The organism is Staphylococcus pettenkoferi (genome assembly GCF_002902685.1).
Lineage (GTDB): Bacteria > Bacillota > Bacilli > Staphylococcales > Staphylococcaceae > Staphylococcus > Staphylococcus pettenkoferi.
Genome location: NZ_PPRN01000036.1, coordinates 1 through 19,755 on the forward strand (window position 1 = coordinate 1; position 19,755 = coordinate 19,755).

Sequence of the window (19,755 nt, forward strand, 5' to 3'; positions counted from 1 at the left end):
ACATCATCTTCTGCGAATTGAAAATAATATATAGTTTTAAAGATAGTGCTTTAAGAGCTTACATAATGACTAGGTCTAATTTAAAGAATATAGAAATTCAGTAAAACATTTAACCATTTCTATATTTATTCGACAACTTAAACCACCTTAATTGTATTTAATTCACTATATGACTTTAATCCAAAATAGAAAAAATACTTTCCTTAGAACAAATGCAGAAATAAACTTTCATCATATATGTTCTTAAACTGATACACTCTATTCCTCGAAACAATCCAATTAAAAGAAAAATAATAATATAAAAGAATAATGGTGTGTGGTGAAATGTGATTCGCATAATTAGAGCAAAAAATAACTTTATGAAAGAATACTTGCAATACAAGTCAGGGGATGTGGTGACTCCTGCAGGAATAGCATGAGTCTTGAGACTACAGGCTCAAGCCATGCCTGCGGAAAGCTTTCACACCCCAATACGAAGTATTGCCACTTAGAAAGAAACTCTAAATTAAAAGTCAAAATTAAAAGAAGTAAGATGTGTGGTGTGGTTTGATTATTAATTATTAACTAACAGTATTAAATATAGATACAATTGCAACACGAGTAAAAGGTGGGAGAAGATGAGACTCTTGAGGGATTAAGGTCACAGCGAAAATCCAGTAATAACGCGCACCAAGCGTTATTACTTAGTTGAGCGTGGCCCCCTAAAAAAATTCACTTATCTTCCATGGAGGCTTTGTATTGTATTAGTAGAAACCCTATCATTCCAGAAACACTAATATTAAAACCATAAATAAAAAGATAGAGATTGTGTGTTGGGTGTGGTCATATAGTACTTAGGATTATAGGAAAGTATTAGAAAGACTAGATACAATTGCAACACAAGTAAAAGGGGTAGAGGAGACGACACTCTTGAGGGAAAAAGCTCACAGTGAAAATCCATTCAAAACGCGCACTAAGCGTTTTGAATTAGTTGAACGTGAGCCCCTAAGAAAGGGAGTCTAACCTCTACCCAATACGAAGTATTGCAAATTAGTACTAGACACTATATTCCAATGAACACAAATTAGTACAAATACCATATTCCAACGAACACCAAACCTGAGCAACCTAATCCGAAAACCACCCACAACATGATAAAATTTGACTACACACATACACACAGAAAGGAGAGCCACAGATGAAACCACTCATCATCATCACACATCCAAACCTCAACACATCTACAGTCAACCAATACTGGCGCGACAAACTCAACCAACACACAGACCAACTCGACATACACGAACTCTACACCACATACCCCGACGCCAACATCGACATCGATTACGAACAAAAACTACTCATGGAACACGACTACATCATCTTCCAATTCCCATTCTACTGGTACAGCTACCCACCACTACTCAAACAATACTTCGATCAAGTATTCACCTACGGATGGGCATACGGCTCCGAAGGCAACGCACTCAAAGGCAAGACGTTCGCTGCAGCCGTTTCAGTCGGCGCACAAGCCGCACAGTATGCCGAAGATGGTCCGCTTGGTTACACGTTCGAAACTCTCATCAGTCCATTCATTAGCACCGCACGATTTGTCGGCGCACAATTTGGTGGCTATCACACTTTATACGGCGCATTAAACCCTAGCCAAGAAACACTCGAAGAGAATGCGCAACAATACCTTCATTTTATCCAAAGTTTGAAATCACAGTAGAGGTATAATAACTATCTTATCGCAAGCAAAGTTAAACACAACACTTTAAGTTGAATGAATAGTTGAATTATAATTGTGATAACTTGTAATTCACGAAAGGTAGGTTCAAACGTTTATGAGTAATAAAGATATGCAACAAACAATTATTGATGCATTTAACTACAGACATGCAACGAAACGCTTTGACGCATCTAAGAAAATCGACGATAGCGATTTCGACACGATCCTTGAAGCAGGTCGTCTATCTCCAAGCTCTCTTGGATTAGAGCCTTGGCGTTTCTTAGTCGTTCAAAGTGAAGATTTACGTAATAAATTACATGAACTCAGCGGAGGCGCACGTGGCCAACTTGAAACAGCAAGTCATTTCGTGCTCATCCTTGCGCGTAAGAATGTAACGAAATCTTCACCACATGTACATCACATCTTACGTGATTTGAAACAATACGATGATGATAGTATTAAAGCCTTTGGTGATAAGGTTGAAGGTTTCCAAACGAATTTCCACATCAACGACAACGAACGTACACTTCTTGACTGGTCAAGTAAGCAAACATACATTGCGTTAGGTAACATGATGACTTCTGCAGCATTGCTAGGCATCGACTCTTGTCCAATGGAAGGTTTCGACATTGATGCAGTTGAACAATTATTAGATGACGAAGGTATTGCAGATATGAAAGAATTTGCACCTTCCGTTATGGTCGCATTTGGTTATCGTGAAAAAGAACCAAAAGAAAAAATTCGCCAACCACAAGAAGACGTCGTAGAGTGGTTGTAAGTTAGAATTAAAAAGTTCTTAAATTACATTAAGAAGGCAATTTCTATCGAATGTTTCGTAGAAATTGCCTTTTTGCTATCTCGTATATAATTGAGTTAAAAGTAAGTAACAGTGCCCGACTGCGCTAGCCCATTTGATATCCTCGAAAAGGCTCACTTCCGTTTTTGATATATGTAAATAATATAAAGGATGATGGTAGATAGTCCGATTGATGATAATATTACTGTGACAAGCGATATAAGTAGTTCTAGAAATGTATTTGTAGGTAAGATACTCATGATTAAAGACATTGGAATAATAGAAATAATAGCAATCCAAAAGTAATTTTTAATCACTTCTTCTATATTGTCCATTGATCTAGCTCCTTACTATAAAACCTCATAAATAACGCCTGCAGTGGAGTTCAATCTCTGTACTGCAGGCGCTTTCTTCTAATTAACCTTTGTAAACATCTTGGAATTCAGGATGTTTCTCAATAACTTTTGCCGCAAATGGGCAAGTTGCACTAACCTTTTTACCATTGTCACGTGCGTAGTTCACTACTGCTTCTACGAGCGCAGTACCTAAACCTTGTCCACCCATTTCAGATGGAACGCCTGTGTGATTGATTTCGATTTGATCGTCACTCACATCGTTGTACGTAATCACTGTTTCAGGATTATTCTCATCTTCACCTGTGTAGAATTTGTGATCGCCTTGTTTAATGTCAGCCATCTTTATCATCTCCTGATATATATTGATTACTATATATTTACACCATTTGACATCATTTTAAACCTATAGAAAGGTAAAATGCCTACATCACGCCGATGAGTTTCATCCACAGTGAACCGAGACCTAGCCAGATAACAAAGTAAACAATAGCCAAGCCTGCATTCATGAGCCACCAACGTTTCTGTGATACATAGCCAGATGAGTAGAGTATCGGTGCTGGACCACTACTGTAGTGCGTTGTGGAAGCCATCAAGTTACCGAAGAACCCAATCATCAAGGCACTGAATAACGGTGGTGCGCCTGTCGCAATGGCCACACCGAGTAGGGCAGAATACATCGCGCTGACGTGAGCAGTTGAGCTCGCAAATAAGTAGTGTGAGTAGAAGTAGAATAGGATGAGTAGCACGAGGACTACCGGCCAACTTAAGCCGCCTAAACTACCTGCGATTGTCTTACTGAGCCATGGAATAAAGCCAAGTTCGTTGAGTTGGGATGCCATCATAACTAAGATGGAGAACCAGATGAGCGTATTCCAAGCTCCAGTTTCTTTAAGTACGTCAGACCAGCTCAATACACCTGTAAGTAGTAAAAGGGATAGGGCGATAAAGGCTGTCAGTGTCGCATTCATATCGATGACACTGCCGAGTACCCATAGAATGAGCGCAACGAGGAAGATACCAATCATAAATTTCTCGTCACGATGCATATGACCCATGTCTTTCAATTCATTATCCGCCCATGATTTTGCGTCAGGTGTTTCCTTGATTTCAGGTGGATAAATTTTATAGATGATAAAAGGCACGACAATCAATGACACAATTCCTGGGACGAGTGCAGCTAAGAACCAATTCATCCACGTAATGTGAATGTGCTCATGTTGTGCTAAAGATTGAGCAAGCGGGTTCCCAGCCATCGCAGTTAAGAACATTGCAGCAGTGATCAAGTTCCCGTGAAATTCTGTGAAGATGAGGAACGAACCCATTTTACGCGCCGTACCATCATCCGCTTTCGAACCGAATGACTTAGATAAGGCGTTGATAATAGGGTACATGATACCGCCAGCTCGCGCCGTATTACTTGGCGTCGCAGGTGCTAAGATCAAATCTACGCCCACGAGAGAATAGCCGAGTCCTAAAGTCTTTTTACCAAATAACTTCACGAACTGAAGGGCAATACGACGGCCGAGACCTGTCTTCACAAACCCACGTGAAATAAAGAACGCCATGGCGATGAGCCAAATACTGCTATTTCCGAAGCCTTTCACAGCTGGGTCGATATCAACTGTGCCCGTCAAGACCGTGAGCGTGAACCCAATCATGGCGACGGCACCAATCGGAAGCGGTTGCGTGATACAACCGATAATCGTCGCGACGAAGATGGCAAACATATGCCAAGCATCCGCGCTTAAACCCTCTGGCCGAATAGGGGTGATCAACCAGAGGATGATTCCAACAACAACAGGAAGTATAAATTTCTTGTAATTTATCTTCTCCATTATACTTCACCTTTCCTTGTTTAAAAGTGGTATAGGAGTACGTGATGGAGTGCGTTTAGTTATATTGCTTCCAGCATACTCGCAAATACACTAATATCTCCCATACTAAAAATTGCGAATTCAAACTAATTGAAATTCAATTTCAATTATAGTGAGCTTCATCTGACATGTAAAGATACAAGGCGAAACTGTGACGATACTGTTGAAATTTGCGCAGAGGCCGAAAAACACGCACCGCTTATAGGTGAATCTGTTATAATGAACTGATGTATACATATTGAAAGAAAGTAAGAATTACGTGTTCAGCGTAAATGAACACAAGGAATTATACGGAGGTGTGACCGTGTCACTCTTAAATCTACCCCTTATACTCGTTATCGTGATCTTCCTGGCTTTAGGTATCTTTAGTCAATGGTTCGCATCACGCATCAAATGGCCCTCGATAGTCGTTCTCTCCATCGTCGGCTTACTCGTAGGTCCAATACTGGGACTCGTCAACCCACAACAAAGCCTCGGCTCTGAAGCATTTAGCCCGATGGTGTCGTTAGCTGTAGCTATCATCCTCTTTGAAGGGAGCAGCAACCTCGACTTCCGCGAGTTAAGAGGTATTTCGAAAGCAGTCATGCGCATCATTACAGTTGGCGCAGTGATTTCGTGGATCCTTGGTGCAATGGCTCTCCATTTTGTTCTAGGATTCTCAGCTCAAGTCGCACTTGTCATGGGCGGTTTATTTCTTATCACAGGCCCGACCGTCATTCAACCATTGTTGAAACAAGCGAAAGTCCGCAAGAGCGTCGATTCGATTTTGCGTTGGGAAAGCATCATTCTCGATCCGATTGGCCCAATGCTTGCCTTATTCGCATTCTATATCTTTAATATTTTCGAGCACGGCATTCAAGTAGAAATCATCTTGAGTTTCATCCTGCGTCTCTTTATCGCCGTCTGCATCGGTTTCTTTGCGTCATACGTGTTCATGTGGTTTTTAAAAAAAGACATGATTCCACAGAACTTGATGCCACCCGTACAACTCGTCTTCGTACTCTTAATCTTTGCGTTATGCGATGAAATCCTACCAGAATCTGGCTTGATGGCCGTCACAATCTTTGGTCTCGTCATGGCACGCATGAAACGCCACGATTTAATCTTTAAGGAATCTGACCACTTCATCGAGAATATGTCATCCATTCTCGTTTCAACGGTCTTTATCCTCATCACATCTTCACTCACTCTAGATGTGTTAAAAGGGATTCTATCGTGGAAACTCGTGCTATTCTGCGCAGTGATGATTGTGCTCGTTAGACCCTTATCTATCTTGTTCGCGACCATCAACACCGAGATTTCTAAACGCGAACGCACGATGGTCTCCATCATGGCACCACGAGGTATTGTCGTCTTAACCGTAGCTCAATTCTTTGCTGGTCAGTTTATGGAGAAAAATGCACCCTTAGCCGAGTACATTACACCCGTAACCTTTGGGCTAGTCATCGTAACCGTGGTCATTTACGGCTTTAGCTTCGTTCCAATGAGTAAAATGATGCGTCTAGCAAGCACAGAACCTCCAGGCGTTATTCTCGTAGGAGAAGGCGAATTTTCATACAAACTAGGATCGAAATTGAGAGAACATAAAATTCCAGTCATGACCTTTAATTTATTCTCAAGTTCGTCAACACGCGCGCGCAACCTAGACTTTGAAGTCTTCGAAGGCAATTTACTATCAAGCAACGATCGTATATACGCCGACTTAACACGTTATCATCAATGTCTGTTAATGACCCAATCCTTCGTGTTCAACAGCCTGGCCTTTAACGAACTCGTACCCGAATTCGGACTCAACCAAGTCAACATGATTCCCGTATCATTTAGAAACGAGAAGATGAAATCCAACGTGAGCGGCCCCATCCGCAATCACATCCTATTTGACTCAAACCTTAGCGCCAAATGGTACAACCAATTTATCAAAGAACACGACATACACGAAATCGAAGTAGAGCACATACCAGAACTCAGCGAAAACGATATGATACTTTACCATATCAACGAAGACAAAGAAGTCACATTTAGAAACAAACGCAACCAATTCGAAGATAGTGACGAAGGCGTCATTGGTTACCTTAAAGACGCTTACTTATACGACGACAAAGAAGACTAATTAATAGAAAAGCACGCTCTCCAGAGTTGAGAGCGTGCTTTTTAAGGTGGTAATCATAATATAATTTTGTCTCTAAACACTAAAAACACCATCTACTATGGTGATAGTAGATGGTGTTAAGTATATTATCGAAATAACATAGTAATATTCCTAAATTATTTAAAGTACATCTATTATATTTAAACGAATGTAGATCAGAGAATGCGTTGAGTTATAAAGATACGCTCTAATCCCTTAAAAAACCCTAATTTAACTAAAACACAAAATAGAGACTAGATGTGTAGGAGTTGGTAAGCTACTAAAGTAATTAGAATAAATACTATTAAACACACAAATACTTGCAACACGAGTAAAAAAGAGGTGGTGCGACTCCCGAGGTATCAAGGTCACAGTGAAAATCCATTCATAACGCGCAACAAGCGTTATGAATTAGTTGAACGTGACCACCTGGGAAAGCGTCACCACCTCACAATACGAAGTATTGCAAAATAGTAGTAAACTCTAAATTCTTACGAATACAAATTAGTACAAAACACTATATTCTATCGAACACAAATTAGTAGCACACACCTACTTCAGAAAGTGGTCATGCATAAGCTCCTTCAACGTATCAATCTCATCTTGAATCCGCGCACCCGTATTCGTATCACGAATCTTCTTACGCTCCAACTCCTTATCAACCACACGACGGATAGACACCTCATCCGTACCATTCTTCAGCACATTCTCCTTCGAATTAAACTCCTGATGCGCAACCAACTGCATACCATACGAATTAAACAACAACGTATAGCCCGCAATACCCGTCGTCGACTGATACGCCTTCGAGAAGCCACCATCAATAACAATCATTTTACCATTCGCCTTAATCGGATCCTCACCCTTAATCTCCTTCACCGGCGTATGACCATTGATAATGTGACCTTGCTCCGGATCCAAGCCAAAGTCTTTCAACATCTTCTTACACATATCCACGTCTTCACGTAAATGATAATACGGATTCTTCTCCTCTTTATGAGACGCTTTGTCCTCGATAAAGTAACGTTCAAACGTCGTCATCGCACGCTTACCAAAGAGAGAAGAGTATTTACCCGTCCAGAGATACCAAACGAGATCTGTCGCGAGATCATCGCCAACTTCTTTGTGATCAAAAGCATAGCGTACATAAGACTCGAAAGTATCAAGCAAGTCACGTCCGTGATGTTCCACACCATCAATAGACATGCTTTCCATCTCACCATCTTCATCTACTGGAATACAACCATGAATGAGTAAGTTGCCATTATATGGTAGGTAAAGTGTACCTTTCTGCATTAAGAATGACATATGGCGCTTCAATTTCTCAGATTGTTGGACGGATAATAATAATTTATCAATGACATCTTGTTCTTCTTCTGTTAAACGTGTCGGATCTTGAGGATCGACAGTTTGGAAACACGTATTTTTTAAATCGTACGTCTTACCATAAATTGTAATCTTATGCGTATCGTAATTAACTTTTTCCAATACTAAACGTTCTTCCATATCGAAAGAAGGGCGACGTTTAATAATCGGCGCTTCTAACTTAAATTGAATAATTGAAATCGCTTGTTGAATACGAGTCATTTGCGCTTTTTCATATTCAGAAAGGTAATCCGCGTTCTTAGGTCGGAAAGGCGGATTTGTCCCATCGTAGTATTTTTCAGCTAAAGTCAATAAAGGACGTATATTTATACCGTAAGCGTCTTCGATAATGTCAAGGTTGTCGTAACGTGCACAAATACGAAGTAGATTGGCGAGACAAACTTTCGAGCCAGCATATGCACCAATCCAGAGCACATCGTGGTTACCCCACTGGATATCTACGGACGGATAATTAATGAGTGTTTCCATTATCTTGTCTGGCTCTGGGCCACGGTCATAGATATCGCCTACGACGTGAAGGTGGTTCACAACGAGGTGTTGCACCGTAAAGGATAAGCCGATAATCAAGTCATCTGATTGTTCAAGTTCGATAATTTGATCCATCAATGTATCATAATATGAAGACTTGTTATTGTATTTATTACTGCGATATAGCAGCTCTTCGACGATAAAGACGAAATTCTCCGGTAAAGTCTTACGAAGTTTCGTACGTGTATATTTCGAAGAGGCGAAAGTGACGAATGTGATGAGGTTATGTATAGTAGAGCGATACCATTCGTTTAAATCTTCTTTATGTTTAAATTCGTTCTTGATGAGTTTCAATTTCTCTTGAGGATAGTACACAAGCGCTGCAAACTCATTGATTTCTTCTTCGGTCAGATCATCATCAAAGATATCATGAATCTTACGCTTTACATTACCTGAGCCGTTACGTAACACGTGTTGGAACGCTTGATACTCACCGTGAATATCACTGACAAAGTGCTCCGTGCCCTTTGGTAATTCCATGATGGATTCTAGATTAATGATTTCTGTCGCAAGTTCTTCTTTATTGTCGTATTGCTTTGCGAGCAGGTTAAGATAACGCTGCTTGAAACTCTTTTCTTCAGTTCGAGACATCTCTATTTCGTCACCCCTATAAGATTTAGTTCAATCATTTTACTATTATTTTAACATGTGAGTTAAACGCTTACATCCTTTTATTACTTATTGCATAAAAATACATAATAGCTTTTATTATTAAATGATGTTTCTTCGAGCTCTTTGGTTAAAATAACTAAAAGTCGATAATGATAGCACTTCAACGCGATAAATGAATAAAACGTTAGTGTGTTATAATGTAACTAAAATATAGTATAATCGTGTATGAACCACATTATTCATTCTTTTTATTCAAGAAATGCATACGAAATAGTGTAAAATCTTGTTAAATTGTAATATTACTATAATTTTTAGAATCGCTATAAACGTTGAATATCAAGGGTTATAGAAGTTTTTGAGTGGTAAAAAGAGACTAAATGACACAATCTTGTAAAAAAGTCCTTTAAAATTCTCGATAGTTTTGTATAATAAATGCATGTAACAAAATTCTACATAGAGGGAGTGCAGATTATGTTTCAATTGGGGGCAACACTATCGCAACAAGTGAATCCTGATTGGCGAACATATATCATGTTAGCTGCTTACTTCATCATCTTGCTTGGTATTGGGTATTATGGGTACAAGCAAGCGACGAGCAACGTAAGTGAATACATGCTCGGTGGACGAAGTATTGGTCCGTACGTCACAGCGTTATCAGCTGGTGCCGCGGACATGAGTGGTTGGATGATTATGGGCTTGCCAGGAGAGGTTTACACAACAGGATTATCAGCAGCCTGGTTAGCAATTGGGTTAACACTTGGTGCATATTTAAATTACTTTATCGTAGCACCACGTCTCAGAGTCTACACAGAGAAAGCTGGCGACGCAATCACGCTACCAGATTTCTTTAGAAACCGATTAGATGATAAATCAAATGTTATCAAGATTATTTCAGGTGCCATCATTGTAGTATTCTTTACACTTTATACACATTCAGGAATGGTATCCGGAGGTAAACTCTTCGATAGTGCATTTGGATTGAATTATCATTTCGGCCTCATCCTAGTAACAGTCATCGTTATCGCATATACATTCTTTGGAGGATATCTTGCCGTATCATTAACGGACTTCTTCCAAGGTGTCATTATGATTATTGCGATGGTCATGGTACCGATTGTCGCAATGTTACAACTCAGCGGTTTAGATACATTATCTCAAGCGGCTGATCTCAAACCGACGAACTTAGACATTCTAAAAGGGACATCTGTAGTAGGAATCATCTCGTTCTTTGCATGGGGGCTCGGCTACTTCGGTCAACCTCACATCATCGTACGATTTATGTCTATTACACATGTTAGAAAGTTAAAGACTGCACGTCGCTTCGGTATTAGCTGGATGGCGATCAGTTTAATTGGTGCAGTATTCGTAGGTCTTACAGGTATCGTCTTCGTCCGTGACCAAGGCGTTACATTGAAAGACCCAGAAACATTATTTATCTTAATGGGACAAATCTTGTTCCATCCATTAGTTGGAGGATTCTTACTCGCAGCCATCTTAGCTGCAATCATGAGTACGATCTCATCTCAATTACTTGTAACATCAAGTTCATTAACAGAAGACTTCTACAAGCTATTTAGAGGTGAGGAAGCAGCGAAGAAACGTCAGAAAGAGTTCGTTCTTGTTGGACGTCTTTCAGTTGTGGTCGTTTCTATCGTCGCAATTCTTATCGCATGGCATCCAAACGATACGATCCTGAACCTCGTAGGTAATGCTTGGGCCGGATTCGGTGCAGCATTTGGTCCGCTCGTGATCCTGTCACTATACTGGAAAGGTTTAAGCCGCACAGGTGCAGTGAGTGGTATGCTCGTAGGTGCGATCGTCGTTATTCTATGGATTGTCTTTATTAAACCGATGGGAGATTACAACGACTTCTTTAACTTGTACGAAATCATTCCAGGTTTTATCGCAAGTTGGGTTGTGACTTATGTAGTTAGTAAAATGACGCGTAAGCCAAACCACGATGTAGAACAAGAAATTGAAGATGTAAAATCTACATTGAAAGAAGTTAAATAAATTATCACTTCAAACAAAGGATATGAAATCAATAGATTGTGCTTTCATTTCTCACTGAGTTAAAAGGGGTAATAAAGTGAGAATGAAGCGGGAGAAATTCAATATATTGTAAAATTCACAGGGCTAATTCCAAAAGGGGGGAATTAGCCCTTTTTCAAAAACATGACTAAAAGACAATCAATTAATGTTATAGTAAAGAAGAAAGACGAACGAGAACAACGAAAGATGGAGGAGAACAAAGCTATGCATAGGTTACTAGAAGTAAAACACCTGAACAAAGCTTTCAAGAACTCAGAGTTCGCATTACAAGACGTGAGCTTTGAAGTAGATCCAGGTGAAGTTGTTGCTTTTATCGGTAAAAACGGTTCAGGTAAATCAACAACGCTAAGCACAGCAATTGGCAATGTGCCGAAAGACGCAGGTGAAGTGCGATTCTTCGGTCAAACCATTGAGGAAGACGATTACGAGTATAAAAATGATGTCGGCGTCGTCTTCGATACAGTGAAATTGCCGAAGAAACTCAAAGTCGTAGATATCGAGAAGATCATGCAACAGATGTATCGCAACTGGGAGAGTGAAATCTTCTGGAAATATATTGAAGAATTCGAACTCCCACGTAAACAGAAAGTCGAAAGTTACTCTCGAGGCATGTCGATGAAATTATCTCTCGCTATCGCACTATCTCATCACAGTCGCCTCTTATTACTCGACGAAGCGACAGCAGGCATCGACGTCTCAGGCCGTGAACAAGTGTTGGAAATACTCGAAGATTGTAAAGAACAAGGTGTCGGCATGGTTATTTCTTCACATATCGTAGAAGATCTCGAATACATCGCTGATCGTCTCATCTTCATGCGCCAAGGCCAAATCGTCCTCACAGTTTCGAAATCAGAGCTCATGGAACACTATCATATCGTCAAAGGTGATCAAGACGCTTATGCGCAAGTTCCAAGAGAACAAGTCATCGCTCAACGTGAACGCAAAGGCATAGTAGAAGCCTTAGTCAAAGGAACAGTAGAGACAGAGGGCATTACATGCGAGTCCTTACATTCTATCGATGACGCAACGAAGATATTAATGAGAGGTGAGCGAGTATGAAAGGTTTAATGATGAACCATTGGGCATTGTCAAAGAAGAGCGTATGTATTTATTTACCGATTGCCGTTGTTATCTGCGTCCTATTTAATATTGGACAACAAGGCATGACAGGAGGCTTTCTACCATGTTATTTACTAGCCATCATCGCACTCGATAATTTGAAGAACGAGAAAGGCTCCGACTGGCCGAAACTCGCCTTAACACTACCATTAAACAGAAAGATGTACGTTCAAAGTCACTTTCTATTTTACTTATTACTAGCAGTTACCGGCGGCGTCCTCGTCTTTGTCGTGACGAGCATCTTACAAATGTCAATCATCGAAGGATTTATCGCACTCTTTATAGGCGTAGGCATTACCGCCCAACTGACACTCATGTACCCATTAATGTACAAATACGGTAGTGAGAACTCTAACGGAATTATGATGCTCGCCATTCTACCCGTTATTTTAGTTTACATCGTTTATACCATTGTCCTAACTATCATTGCTTCAATCGGACACGACGAGCCAAACCAAATGATTATGTTCATAGGCAGCGCAATTTACTTCGTCATAAGCCTATTCGTAGCAGCTCTCATTTACTGGATCGCCGTAAAAGTATTCAAGTCCTTAGCATTTTAATAAATGATAGCGGTAAAAATTTAGAAGAACAAAAAAGGGTTCGAGAAAGCATTAAGCAGACTCGAGCCCTTAGTTTGTGTGCGGGAAAAAATTATTAGCATTTTGAGCGAATAATCTTCCATGAGATTCTTAGGATGAGTAATTACTAATGTGTTAGAAGAAGATAGATGTAATTATTAATCTTTAAATTCTAAGAAACTATTTTCTTTCCCGAAACAGAAAGAATCAAAGTAGATTTCTGTGATAAGTACTATATTAGTAGAAACACTCTAATCTCTCGAAACATCCAATTAGAACAAACCTAAATAAAACAATAGAGAGAGTAGTGTGTGATGATTGGTAATTTACTTAAAATTAAAATAAATGATGTTAAACTACAAATACCTGCAATACGAGTAAAAGGTGGGAGTAGGCGAGACTCTTGAGGGATAGAAGGGCACAGCGAAAATCCATTCATAACGCGCAACAAGCGTTATGAATTAGTTGAACGTGACCACCTGGGAAAGCGTCACCACCTCACAATACGAAGTATTGCAGATTAGTAGATAACACCACATTCTATCGAATACAAATTAGTAGCAAACCTCATATTCCATCGAACACAAATTAGCACAACACACCATCATTTTACCCAATCAAAAACCAATCACGACTTACGCTTCCTTTTAACAAAACGATAAATAATATAAATAATCACAACCGCCAACAGAACATACATCACATAAGAATACGTATGTATCCCATTCATCAACACATCCCAACTATCACTCAACAGACTGCCAAGATAAATCAACGCAAAATTCCAAATCGTCGTCCCAATCAGAGAAAGCACCACAAACTTCACCACATTCATCCGATTGATCCCCGCCGGAATCGTAATCAACACACGCAACACCGGTACAAAACGGCACACCAAGACAGCAACCTCACCATACCGCTTAAACCAGTCATTCGCACGCGCAACATCCTTACCCTTCAACTTAATCCACTTTCCATACTTATCAACAAAACGATAAAGACGCTCCTCAGAAACCAGACGACTAATATAATATAAGACAAGCAAGCCCACAAACGATGCAACAGTCGAGATGACAAACAGCATCGGTAAAGATAAATCTGATTTCGTCGAAAGCAATCCAGCAAACGTCAGGATAATTTCAGACGGGATGAAAGGCAAGATATTCTCCAAGAGCACGAGAATCGTAATCGCCAAATAACCCCACTTACTAATAAATTCCGTTATGATATGTTCCATAAGGCACGGTTCTCCTTTTTAAAATCCTCATTTAATAATTTGAACAGATGTTATTTTAACATAATCGGTGTTCGTATTCTTCAATTTACCCGTTTTATAACCTGAATGAGTCGGGCTCGAGACTGAAATTAAAGAAATGCGATTAGTGTATTATTTCATTAAAAATGTTATAAAAGACGCTTGTAGGCGCTTTCATTCTGTGGTAATATCAATGAAACTCTATGTGTTAGTGACATTTGTGGGGCAGCAATTCACTATAAGGGATGTTATGAAATTGCTAGAGATGACATTGACGAGAGTTTGATATTAATTGAAAGTAGGGACTATCATGAAAGAACGTAGCTCAAACGTACGATGGTGGTTTGCCATCGTTTTTTTCGTTATTGGAATTGTTGCCTATATGGACCGTTCTAATATTTCAGTTATTGCGCCAGATATGATGAGAGATCTCCATTTAGATAAAGGGCAATTTGGACTTCTCGCATCTTTCTTCGCAGCAGGCTATGCTTTGATGCAGGTGCCATCCGGTTATCTTGCTGAGAAGTTTGGACCACGTAAGATGTTAACTGTCACACTCGTGTGGTGGAGTGCTTTTACCATTCTGACAGGTATTGTTAAAAATCACGGGTTAATGTATACTGTTCGTTTCCTCTTTGGTGTCGGAGAAGCGCCGATGTATCCATCGAATGCGGTATTTAACTCCTATTGGTTTGCGAAAGATGAGAAAGGGCGCGCTTCAAGTATGTTGCTAGCAGGATCTTACTTTGGACCTGTAATCGCACCAGTCATCACAGTATCCATCGTTTCAGCATTCGGATGGCATTCCGTATTCTACATCTTTGGTGGTGTAGGTATTCTACTCGCATTACTATGGGTGATTATCGCGAAAGACTTACCGGAACAACATAAGATGGTGAACGAAGCGGAGAAACGTTTCATTCAAGCGAATCGTGACATCGTTGCAACAGAGAAATCACATGCACCTTGGTCAGCATTCTTTAAATACTTCAGTTTCTATGCGATTGCAGGGCAATATTTCGTTGTACAATTTATCATCGCATTATTCTTAATATGGTTACCAACGTATTTCACAGAACAGTATCACATCTCCTTGAAAGACTCTGCATGGTTGTCGAGTCCACCATGGCTCGTGATGTTCTTCCTGATCTTAACAGGAGGGACAGTGTCAGATGCGTTATTGCGCATGGGTAAATCCCGTTTCGTAGCGCGTGGACTCATCGCAATTGCTGGCTTTGTCGTTTTTGCAGTTTCGCTCTTTTTAGCGATTAAGACAGACAATCTTTATGCCAACGTCGCATGGATTTCAACGTGCTTAGGCGGTATCGGTGTAACGATGGGGATGAGTTGGGCAGCAGCCACAGATCTCGGTCGTAACTTTGCCGGTTCTGTTTCAGGATGGATGAACTTATGGGGTAACATCGGAGCAATGCTCAGTCCATTCTTAGCAGGTAAACTTGCGGATATCATCGGTTGGACGAATACTTTAGAATGTATGATTATCCCAGTTATCTTCGCAATTATCTTGTGGTTCTTTGTGAAGCCTGACCAGCCTTTATTAATTGGTAAAAATGACTTGAAGAAAGTGAAATAATGATAGTGAAGAACCCAACCGACTTAGTGATAAGTCGGTTGGGTTCTTTTTTAGATGGATCTTTTATAAAATGGCATAGTCTCCTAAAAATATTTTTACCAGAAAAACCCCGATGTCCCCTCGGAATTTTTTAACCCTAGTCTTAAGCACTTCGATATCTCAACGCGCCAAAAAGTTGTATAATGAAACTAAGTGAAAGTATAAGTAAGTATGTGAAAGAAATAGAAAGGGAGACAAATTGGAGATGTTATATCAACACGGAACGTTAGGGACGTTGATTGCTGGCATGTTACAGGGCACGACTTCAATCGGTGAAGTCATGAAACATGGTGATTTCGGAATCGGAACACTAGACGGTTCAGATGGTGAAGTCGTCATTCTCGATGGCCATGCGTACCATGCGAATGCGCAAGGTGAATTTAAAGCGTTGACAGGCGAGGAGCTTACGCCATTTGCTACAGTGACCGATTTCCAGACAGACGAAACGATTAATGTGCGTCATATCACAGATGCTGAGGCGTTACTCGCGCAGACGAAACGTCGAGCAGCAAGTGACAATATCTTCTTCGCTGTGAAGATGACGGGTAAATTCGAAATGATGCATGTGCGAATGATGCCGAAAGAAGAACCGCCATATCGTCGACTTAGCGAAGTGACAAAGAACCAACCAGAATTCACACGTGAACAAGTTGAAGGTACGATAGTTGGTTTCTACGCACCTCAATTATTCCACGGCATCGCTGCAGGCGGCTATCATCTTCACTTTGTAGATGACGACCATACATTTGGCGGACACGTGCTCGATTTCGAGATGAACAGTGGCACAATTGAAATTAACAATATCGACACCTTACAACAGCATTTACCAAGTAACGATGCGCAGTTTATGGGTGCAGATATTAATTATAGTAATATTTCCCAGGAAATTTCTGAAACTGAATAATAAATTACTGATAAATTGGGCTAAATGTCCAAGTGAGTCTTAGGGATTCAACGTCGTGTTGAGTTGCTAGCTCACTTTTTTATTTTTATAGGTAAAATGAGTAGAGGATAGCGAAAAAAGTCATCTTGCTGCTCGAGTGATTTTACCATAACTATTTGTACTAGCTAATGTAGCAGTAAAATATTAAGAAATTTGAAGTGAATTGTCTCCTACCTAACTAAAAAGTGTTAGTATAGTAGGGTATGACATTGAAACATGATAATAGGAGATGAACGATTTGCTTTCGTACATAAAATCCTTAATGAACTTTAATAAAATGAAAGTAGATTCAGCTAAAGGTGTGCGTCAAACGATCTTGATGTTGATACCACTCATCATCGGATATTTGACGAATCATATGCCGATAGGATTACTCGTATCTATAGGTACATTAACTCATACGTATGCGATAGGAGGCACAGCGAGAGCGCGTGTACGCATCATCTTTCTTGCGACTATTGGATTGTCCATTGCGATGATGCTCGGAACGTTGACGATTAAACAACCGATCCTCTTCGGTATCTTGTTGCTTATCGTGACGGTCATTCCATACTTTGTGCTCAGTTCGTTGCACATCGTTGGTCCCTCTGCCACGTTCTTTATCGTCGCGTTCAGTTTATCGATCAACTTACCTGTGGCACCGCAAGAATTCTTGTTACGTGGTGCCTGCGTATTTATCGGTGGTATGTTTGCGTTAGTTGTTATCATTATTGCGAACTTGTTGAGTCGTGAAAGTGCTGAGGCGAAAGCAGTGAAGAATGACTACAATATGTTAAAGCAACTCGCATATAACTTTGACGATCGTCAGGCTTTCCGAAATGCATCTAACACTGCTGTTCAAACATTCAGCAATGCAGACAAATACTTGCTGACGAGTTCTGGTGCGAGATCTCGTGAGTCATCACAATTTCAACGTTTATTGCTCTTGCATACCGCTGCGTTAGGTGTTTACTCCGAGTTACTTGAGTTGAGCGAACGTAATTTACGTCCATTGCCTAACCAAGTTAAAGAGATGTTAGATTACGTGATTAAGCGTGTGTTTTCTAATAATACTTCCGCTAAACGTTGGAAACAGCAGATTGATGTGCCAGAAGAATATAATAATTTAGTCGATCAGATTTTTAAAATAGACGCAATACTCGATCTCAGCGAAGAGCGTGTAAAACATGAAGTCAATGTGCGTATTCCAATTTATGGCCGCCGTATTATCCAACATTTAACGTTGGATTCCTACTTCTTCAGAAATGCGCTACGTTATGCGATTATTATTGGAATTGCGATCTTTGTAGCCCTGATGTTTAACTTTGAAAAGGCCTATTGGATTCCGTTAACAGCGCACACGGTCTTGATTGGCGCTAATACGATGCACAGTTTCGAACGTGCAGGAAGTCGTACAGTCGGAACGATTCTCGGTGTGCTCGTACTATCGCTTATCTTGATGTTCCATCCTCACACGATGATTGCGATTATTCTACTTGCAGTGTGTGCGGGTATGACTGAAGCGTTCGTTGGTGCGAATTATTCGTTCGCCTGTATCTTTATCACGATTCAAGTTATCTTGTTGAATGGTATCGCAGCGAACTATTTAACGATTGCGATTGCATTACCTCGTATTATTGATGTGCTTGTCGGTGTAGCAATTGCGGTTATTGGTCTCTTGATTCTTGGACGCAAGACGGCTTCAACGATGTTGCCGAAAGTGATTGCGGATGTGTTCCGTAGTGAAGCGATTATGTTCCATTATCTGTTTTCTAAGAACGAGCGTGCGTCGTTTGAAGAGGACAAGTATCGTATGTTGCGTTTGACGTTGAAGTTGGATAATATGTCGCAGCTGTATACGGGTGCGAATGGTGAGGTGTTTAGTGATAAGCATCGGATTCAGGAGTATTATCCGACGATTTATGGTTTGGAAGAATTGAGTTTTATGTTGAATCGTGCGTTGAATAATGATGGGCGTGATCGTATTGATGAGCATGTGATGGGTGAGTATTTGGTGATGTTTGAGAATTTGGCGAAGCATTTTGAGAATGGTGGCCGGATTACTCAGATTGTGTTGCCTGAGTTGCCGCAGTATAAGTATATTACGTCGGCGTTGACGCAGATTCGGGAGAATTGTTTGAGTGTGCATCGGGCGAAGGTGGATTATGATTAGATGTTTGGGGAGTCGAGCTATGTGGGTAGCTCGGCTTCTTTTTGTTTGGGTAAAATGGGGTGTGATTTACTAATTTGTATTCGATGGAATATAGTGTTTTGTACTAATTTGTATTCGTAGGAATTTAGTGTATTGTGACTAATTTGTATTCGTAAGAATTTAGAGTTTACTACTAATTTGCATTCGATGGAATGTGATGTTTACTACTAATTTGCAATACTGCGTATTGGGTGGGAGAGACGGCTCGCGTTCTTAGGGGGTCACGCTCAACTAAGTAATAACGCTTGTTGCGCGTTATTACTGGATTTTCGCTGTGCCCTTTTATCCCTCAAGAGTCTCGCCTACTCCCACCTTTTACTCGTGTTGCAGGAGTTCGAAGTATAAATTTTTTTCTTCTAACTTTGGAAAATACAAATCACTCAATCAACACCACATTCTCTTAGTTGTTTGTTTGGTTTTAATAGAGTGTTGCGAGGAAGGTAGTGTTTATATATAAGTTTATGTATCGTGGGATCTGAGTTTTAGAATATCGAGGAAAAATAAGTTTGCTTCTAATTTGTAATGCTACGTATTTGGGGTGGCGACGCTTTCCGCAGGCATGGCTTGAGCCTGTAGTCTCAAGACTCATG

At 40.3% G+C, this 19,755-nt stretch carries 14 protein-coding genes; 9 read left to right on the forward strand and 5 right to left on the reverse strand.

Features of this window, described 5'->3' with window-relative positions; translation table 11 throughout:
* Positions 1-1,177 precede the first annotated feature (1,177 nt).
* Positions 1,178-1,711 carry an NAD(P)H-dependent oxidoreductase gene (locus CD126_RS07245; RefSeq protein ID WP_049408247.1) on the forward strand — a complete coding sequence of 178 codons (534 nt, stop codon included), beginning with the start codon at positions 1,178-1,180 and terminating at the stop codon, positions 1,709-1,711.
* Between the two features lie 115 nt (positions 1,712-1,826).
* Positions 1,827-2,489 carry an NAD(P)H-dependent oxidoreductase gene (locus CD126_RS07250; RefSeq protein ID WP_002471712.1) on the forward strand — a complete coding sequence of 221 codons (663 nt, stop codon included), beginning with the start codon at positions 1,827-1,829 and terminating at the stop codon, positions 2,487-2,489.
* A gap of 152 nt (positions 2,490-2,641) precedes the next feature.
* Here CD126_RS07250 and CD126_RS12310 read toward each other — a convergent pair whose 3' ends face one another.
* From CD126_RS12310 to CD126_RS07265, 3 genes are all read right to left on the reverse strand, one after another.
* Entirely contained in the window at positions 2,642-2,842 is a 201-nt protein-coding gene (locus CD126_RS12310) for a DUF6007 family protein (protein ID WP_103370247.1), read from the reverse strand.
* Between the two features lie 82 nt (positions 2,843-2,924).
* The gene (locus CD126_RS07260) at positions 2,925-3,203 is read right to left on the reverse strand and encodes a GNAT family N-acetyltransferase (protein WP_002471716.1); all 279 of its coding nucleotides are present in this window, start codon (positions 3,201-3,203) and stop codon (positions 2,925-2,927) included.
* A gap of 82 nt (positions 3,204-3,285) precedes the next feature.
* Complete coding sequence (locus CD126_RS07265) at positions 3,286-4,698, reverse strand: anion permease (RefSeq protein WP_049408251.1); 1,413 nt, start codon at positions 4,696-4,698, stop codon at positions 3,286-3,288.
* Positions 4,699-5,041: 343 nt separating this feature from the next.
* Between CD126_RS07265 and CD126_RS07270 the strand changes: the two genes are divergently transcribed.
* The gene (locus tag CD126_RS07270) at positions 5,042-6,847 is read left to right on the forward strand and encodes a cation:proton antiporter (RefSeq protein ID WP_049408253.1); all 1,806 of its coding nucleotides are present in this window, start codon (positions 5,042-5,044) and stop codon (positions 6,845-6,847) included.
* Positions 6,848-7,417: 570 nt separating this feature from the next.
* Here the strand turns inward: CD126_RS07270 and CD126_RS07275 are convergent.
* Entirely contained in the window at positions 7,418-9,370 is a 1,953-nt protein-coding gene (locus tag CD126_RS07275; protein WP_002471706.1) for a fructose-bisphosphatase class III, read from the reverse strand.
* A 492-nt stretch (positions 9,371-9,862) separates the two neighbouring features.
* On the opposite strand from CD126_RS07275, the gene putP reads away from it, so the two are divergent.
* The 3 genes from putP to CD126_RS07290 all read left to right on the forward strand — a co-directional run bounded on the left by putP (position 9,863) and on the right by CD126_RS07290 (position 13,125).
* The gene (gene putP / locus CD126_RS07280) at positions 9,863-11,404 is read left to right on the forward strand and encodes a sodium/proline symporter PutP (RefSeq protein ID WP_002471718.1); all 1,542 of its coding nucleotides are present in this window, start codon (positions 9,863-9,865) and stop codon (positions 11,402-11,404) included.
* A 243-nt stretch (positions 11,405-11,647) separates the two neighbouring features.
* Positions 11,648-12,502 (forward strand): ABC transporter ATP-binding protein, encoded by an 855-nt coding sequence (locus CD126_RS07285; protein ID WP_049406158.1) that lies wholly within the window; start codon positions 11,648-11,650, stop codon positions 12,500-12,502.
* The gene (locus CD126_RS07290; RefSeq protein ID WP_049406149.1) at positions 12,499-13,125 is read left to right on the forward strand and encodes an ABC-2 transporter permease; all 627 of its coding nucleotides are present in this window, start codon (positions 12,499-12,501) and stop codon (positions 13,123-13,125) included. The genes CD126_RS07285 and CD126_RS07290 overlap by 4 nt, the downstream gene beginning before the upstream one ends.
* 646 nt (positions 13,126-13,771) lie before the next feature.
* Here CD126_RS07290 and uptA read toward each other — a convergent pair.
* A complete protein-coding gene (gene uptA, locus CD126_RS07295) occupies positions 13,772-14,380 on the reverse strand; it encodes an undecaprenyl phosphate transporter UptA (RefSeq protein ID WP_049406151.1) in 609 nt (202 codons plus the stop codon).
* A gap of 328 nt (positions 14,381-14,708) precedes the next feature.
* Here uptA and CD126_RS07300 point away from each other — a divergent pair, with 328 nt between their 5' ends.
* From CD126_RS07300 to CD126_RS07310, 3 genes are all read left to right on the forward strand, one after another.
* A complete protein-coding gene (locus CD126_RS07300; RefSeq protein WP_103370248.1) occupies positions 14,709-15,992 on the forward strand; it encodes a pyruvate MFS transporter in 1,284 nt (427 codons plus the stop codon).
* Positions 15,993-16,236: 244 nt separating this feature from the next.
* Positions 16,237-16,935, forward strand: coding sequence for an acetolactate decarboxylase (gene budA / locus CD126_RS07305; protein WP_049406155.1), 699 nt, complete (start codon positions 16,237-16,239; stop codon positions 16,933-16,935).
* A 268-nt stretch (positions 16,936-17,203) separates the two neighbouring features.
* Positions 17,204-19,126, forward strand: coding sequence for an FUSC family protein (locus CD126_RS07310; protein WP_239683763.1), 1,923 nt, complete (start codon positions 17,204-17,206; stop codon positions 19,124-19,126).
* Positions 19,127-19,755: the final 629 nt, after the last annotated feature.

Excerpts from the sequence above, each read along its gene's own strand:
- CD126_RS07245 (WP_049408247.1), top strand. The coding sequence starts at position 1,178 with ATGAAACCACTCATCATCATCACACATCCAAACCTCAACACATCTACA.
- CD126_RS07265 (WP_049408251.1), bottom strand. The coding sequence starts at position 4,698 with ATGGAGAAGATAAATTACAAGAAATTTATACTTCCTGTTGTTGTTGGA.
- budA (WP_049406155.1), top strand. The coding sequence starts at position 16,237 with ATGTTATATCAACACGGAACGTTAGGGACGTTGATTGCTGGCATGTTA.
- CD126_RS12310 (WP_103370247.1), bottom strand. The coding sequence starts at position 2,842 with ATGGACAATATAGAAGAAGTGATTAAAAATTACTTTTGGATTGCTATT.
- CD126_RS07250 (WP_002471712.1), top strand. The coding sequence starts at position 1,827 with ATGAGTAATAAAGATATGCAACAAACAATTATTGATGCATTTAACTAC.
- CD126_RS07290 (WP_049406149.1), top strand. The coding sequence starts at position 12,499 with ATGAAAGGTTTAATGATGAACCATTGGGCATTGTCAAAGAAGAGCGTA.
- CD126_RS07260 (WP_002471716.1), bottom strand. The coding sequence starts at position 3,203 with ATGGCTGACATTAAACAAGGCGATCACAAATTCTACACAGGTGAAGAT.
- CD126_RS07275 (WP_002471706.1), bottom strand. The coding sequence starts at position 9,370 with ATGTCTCGAACTGAAGAAAAGAGTTTCAAGCAGCGTTATCTTAACCTG.
- putP (WP_002471718.1), top strand. The coding sequence starts at position 9,863 with ATGTTTCAATTGGGGGCAACACTATCGCAACAAGTGAATCCTGATTGG.
- CD126_RS07285 (WP_049406158.1), top strand. The coding sequence starts at position 11,648 with ATGCATAGGTTACTAGAAGTAAAACACCTGAACAAAGCTTTCAAGAAC.
- CD126_RS07300 (WP_103370248.1), top strand. The coding sequence starts at position 14,709 with ATGAAAGAACGTAGCTCAAACGTACGATGGTGGTTTGCCATCGTTTTT.
- CD126_RS07310 (WP_239683763.1), top strand. The coding sequence starts at position 17,204 with ATGAACGATTTGCTTTCGTACATAAAATCCTTAATGAACTTTAATAAA.
- uptA (WP_049406151.1), bottom strand. The coding sequence starts at position 14,380 with ATGGAACATATCATAACGGAATTTATTAGTAAGTGGGGTTATTTGGCG.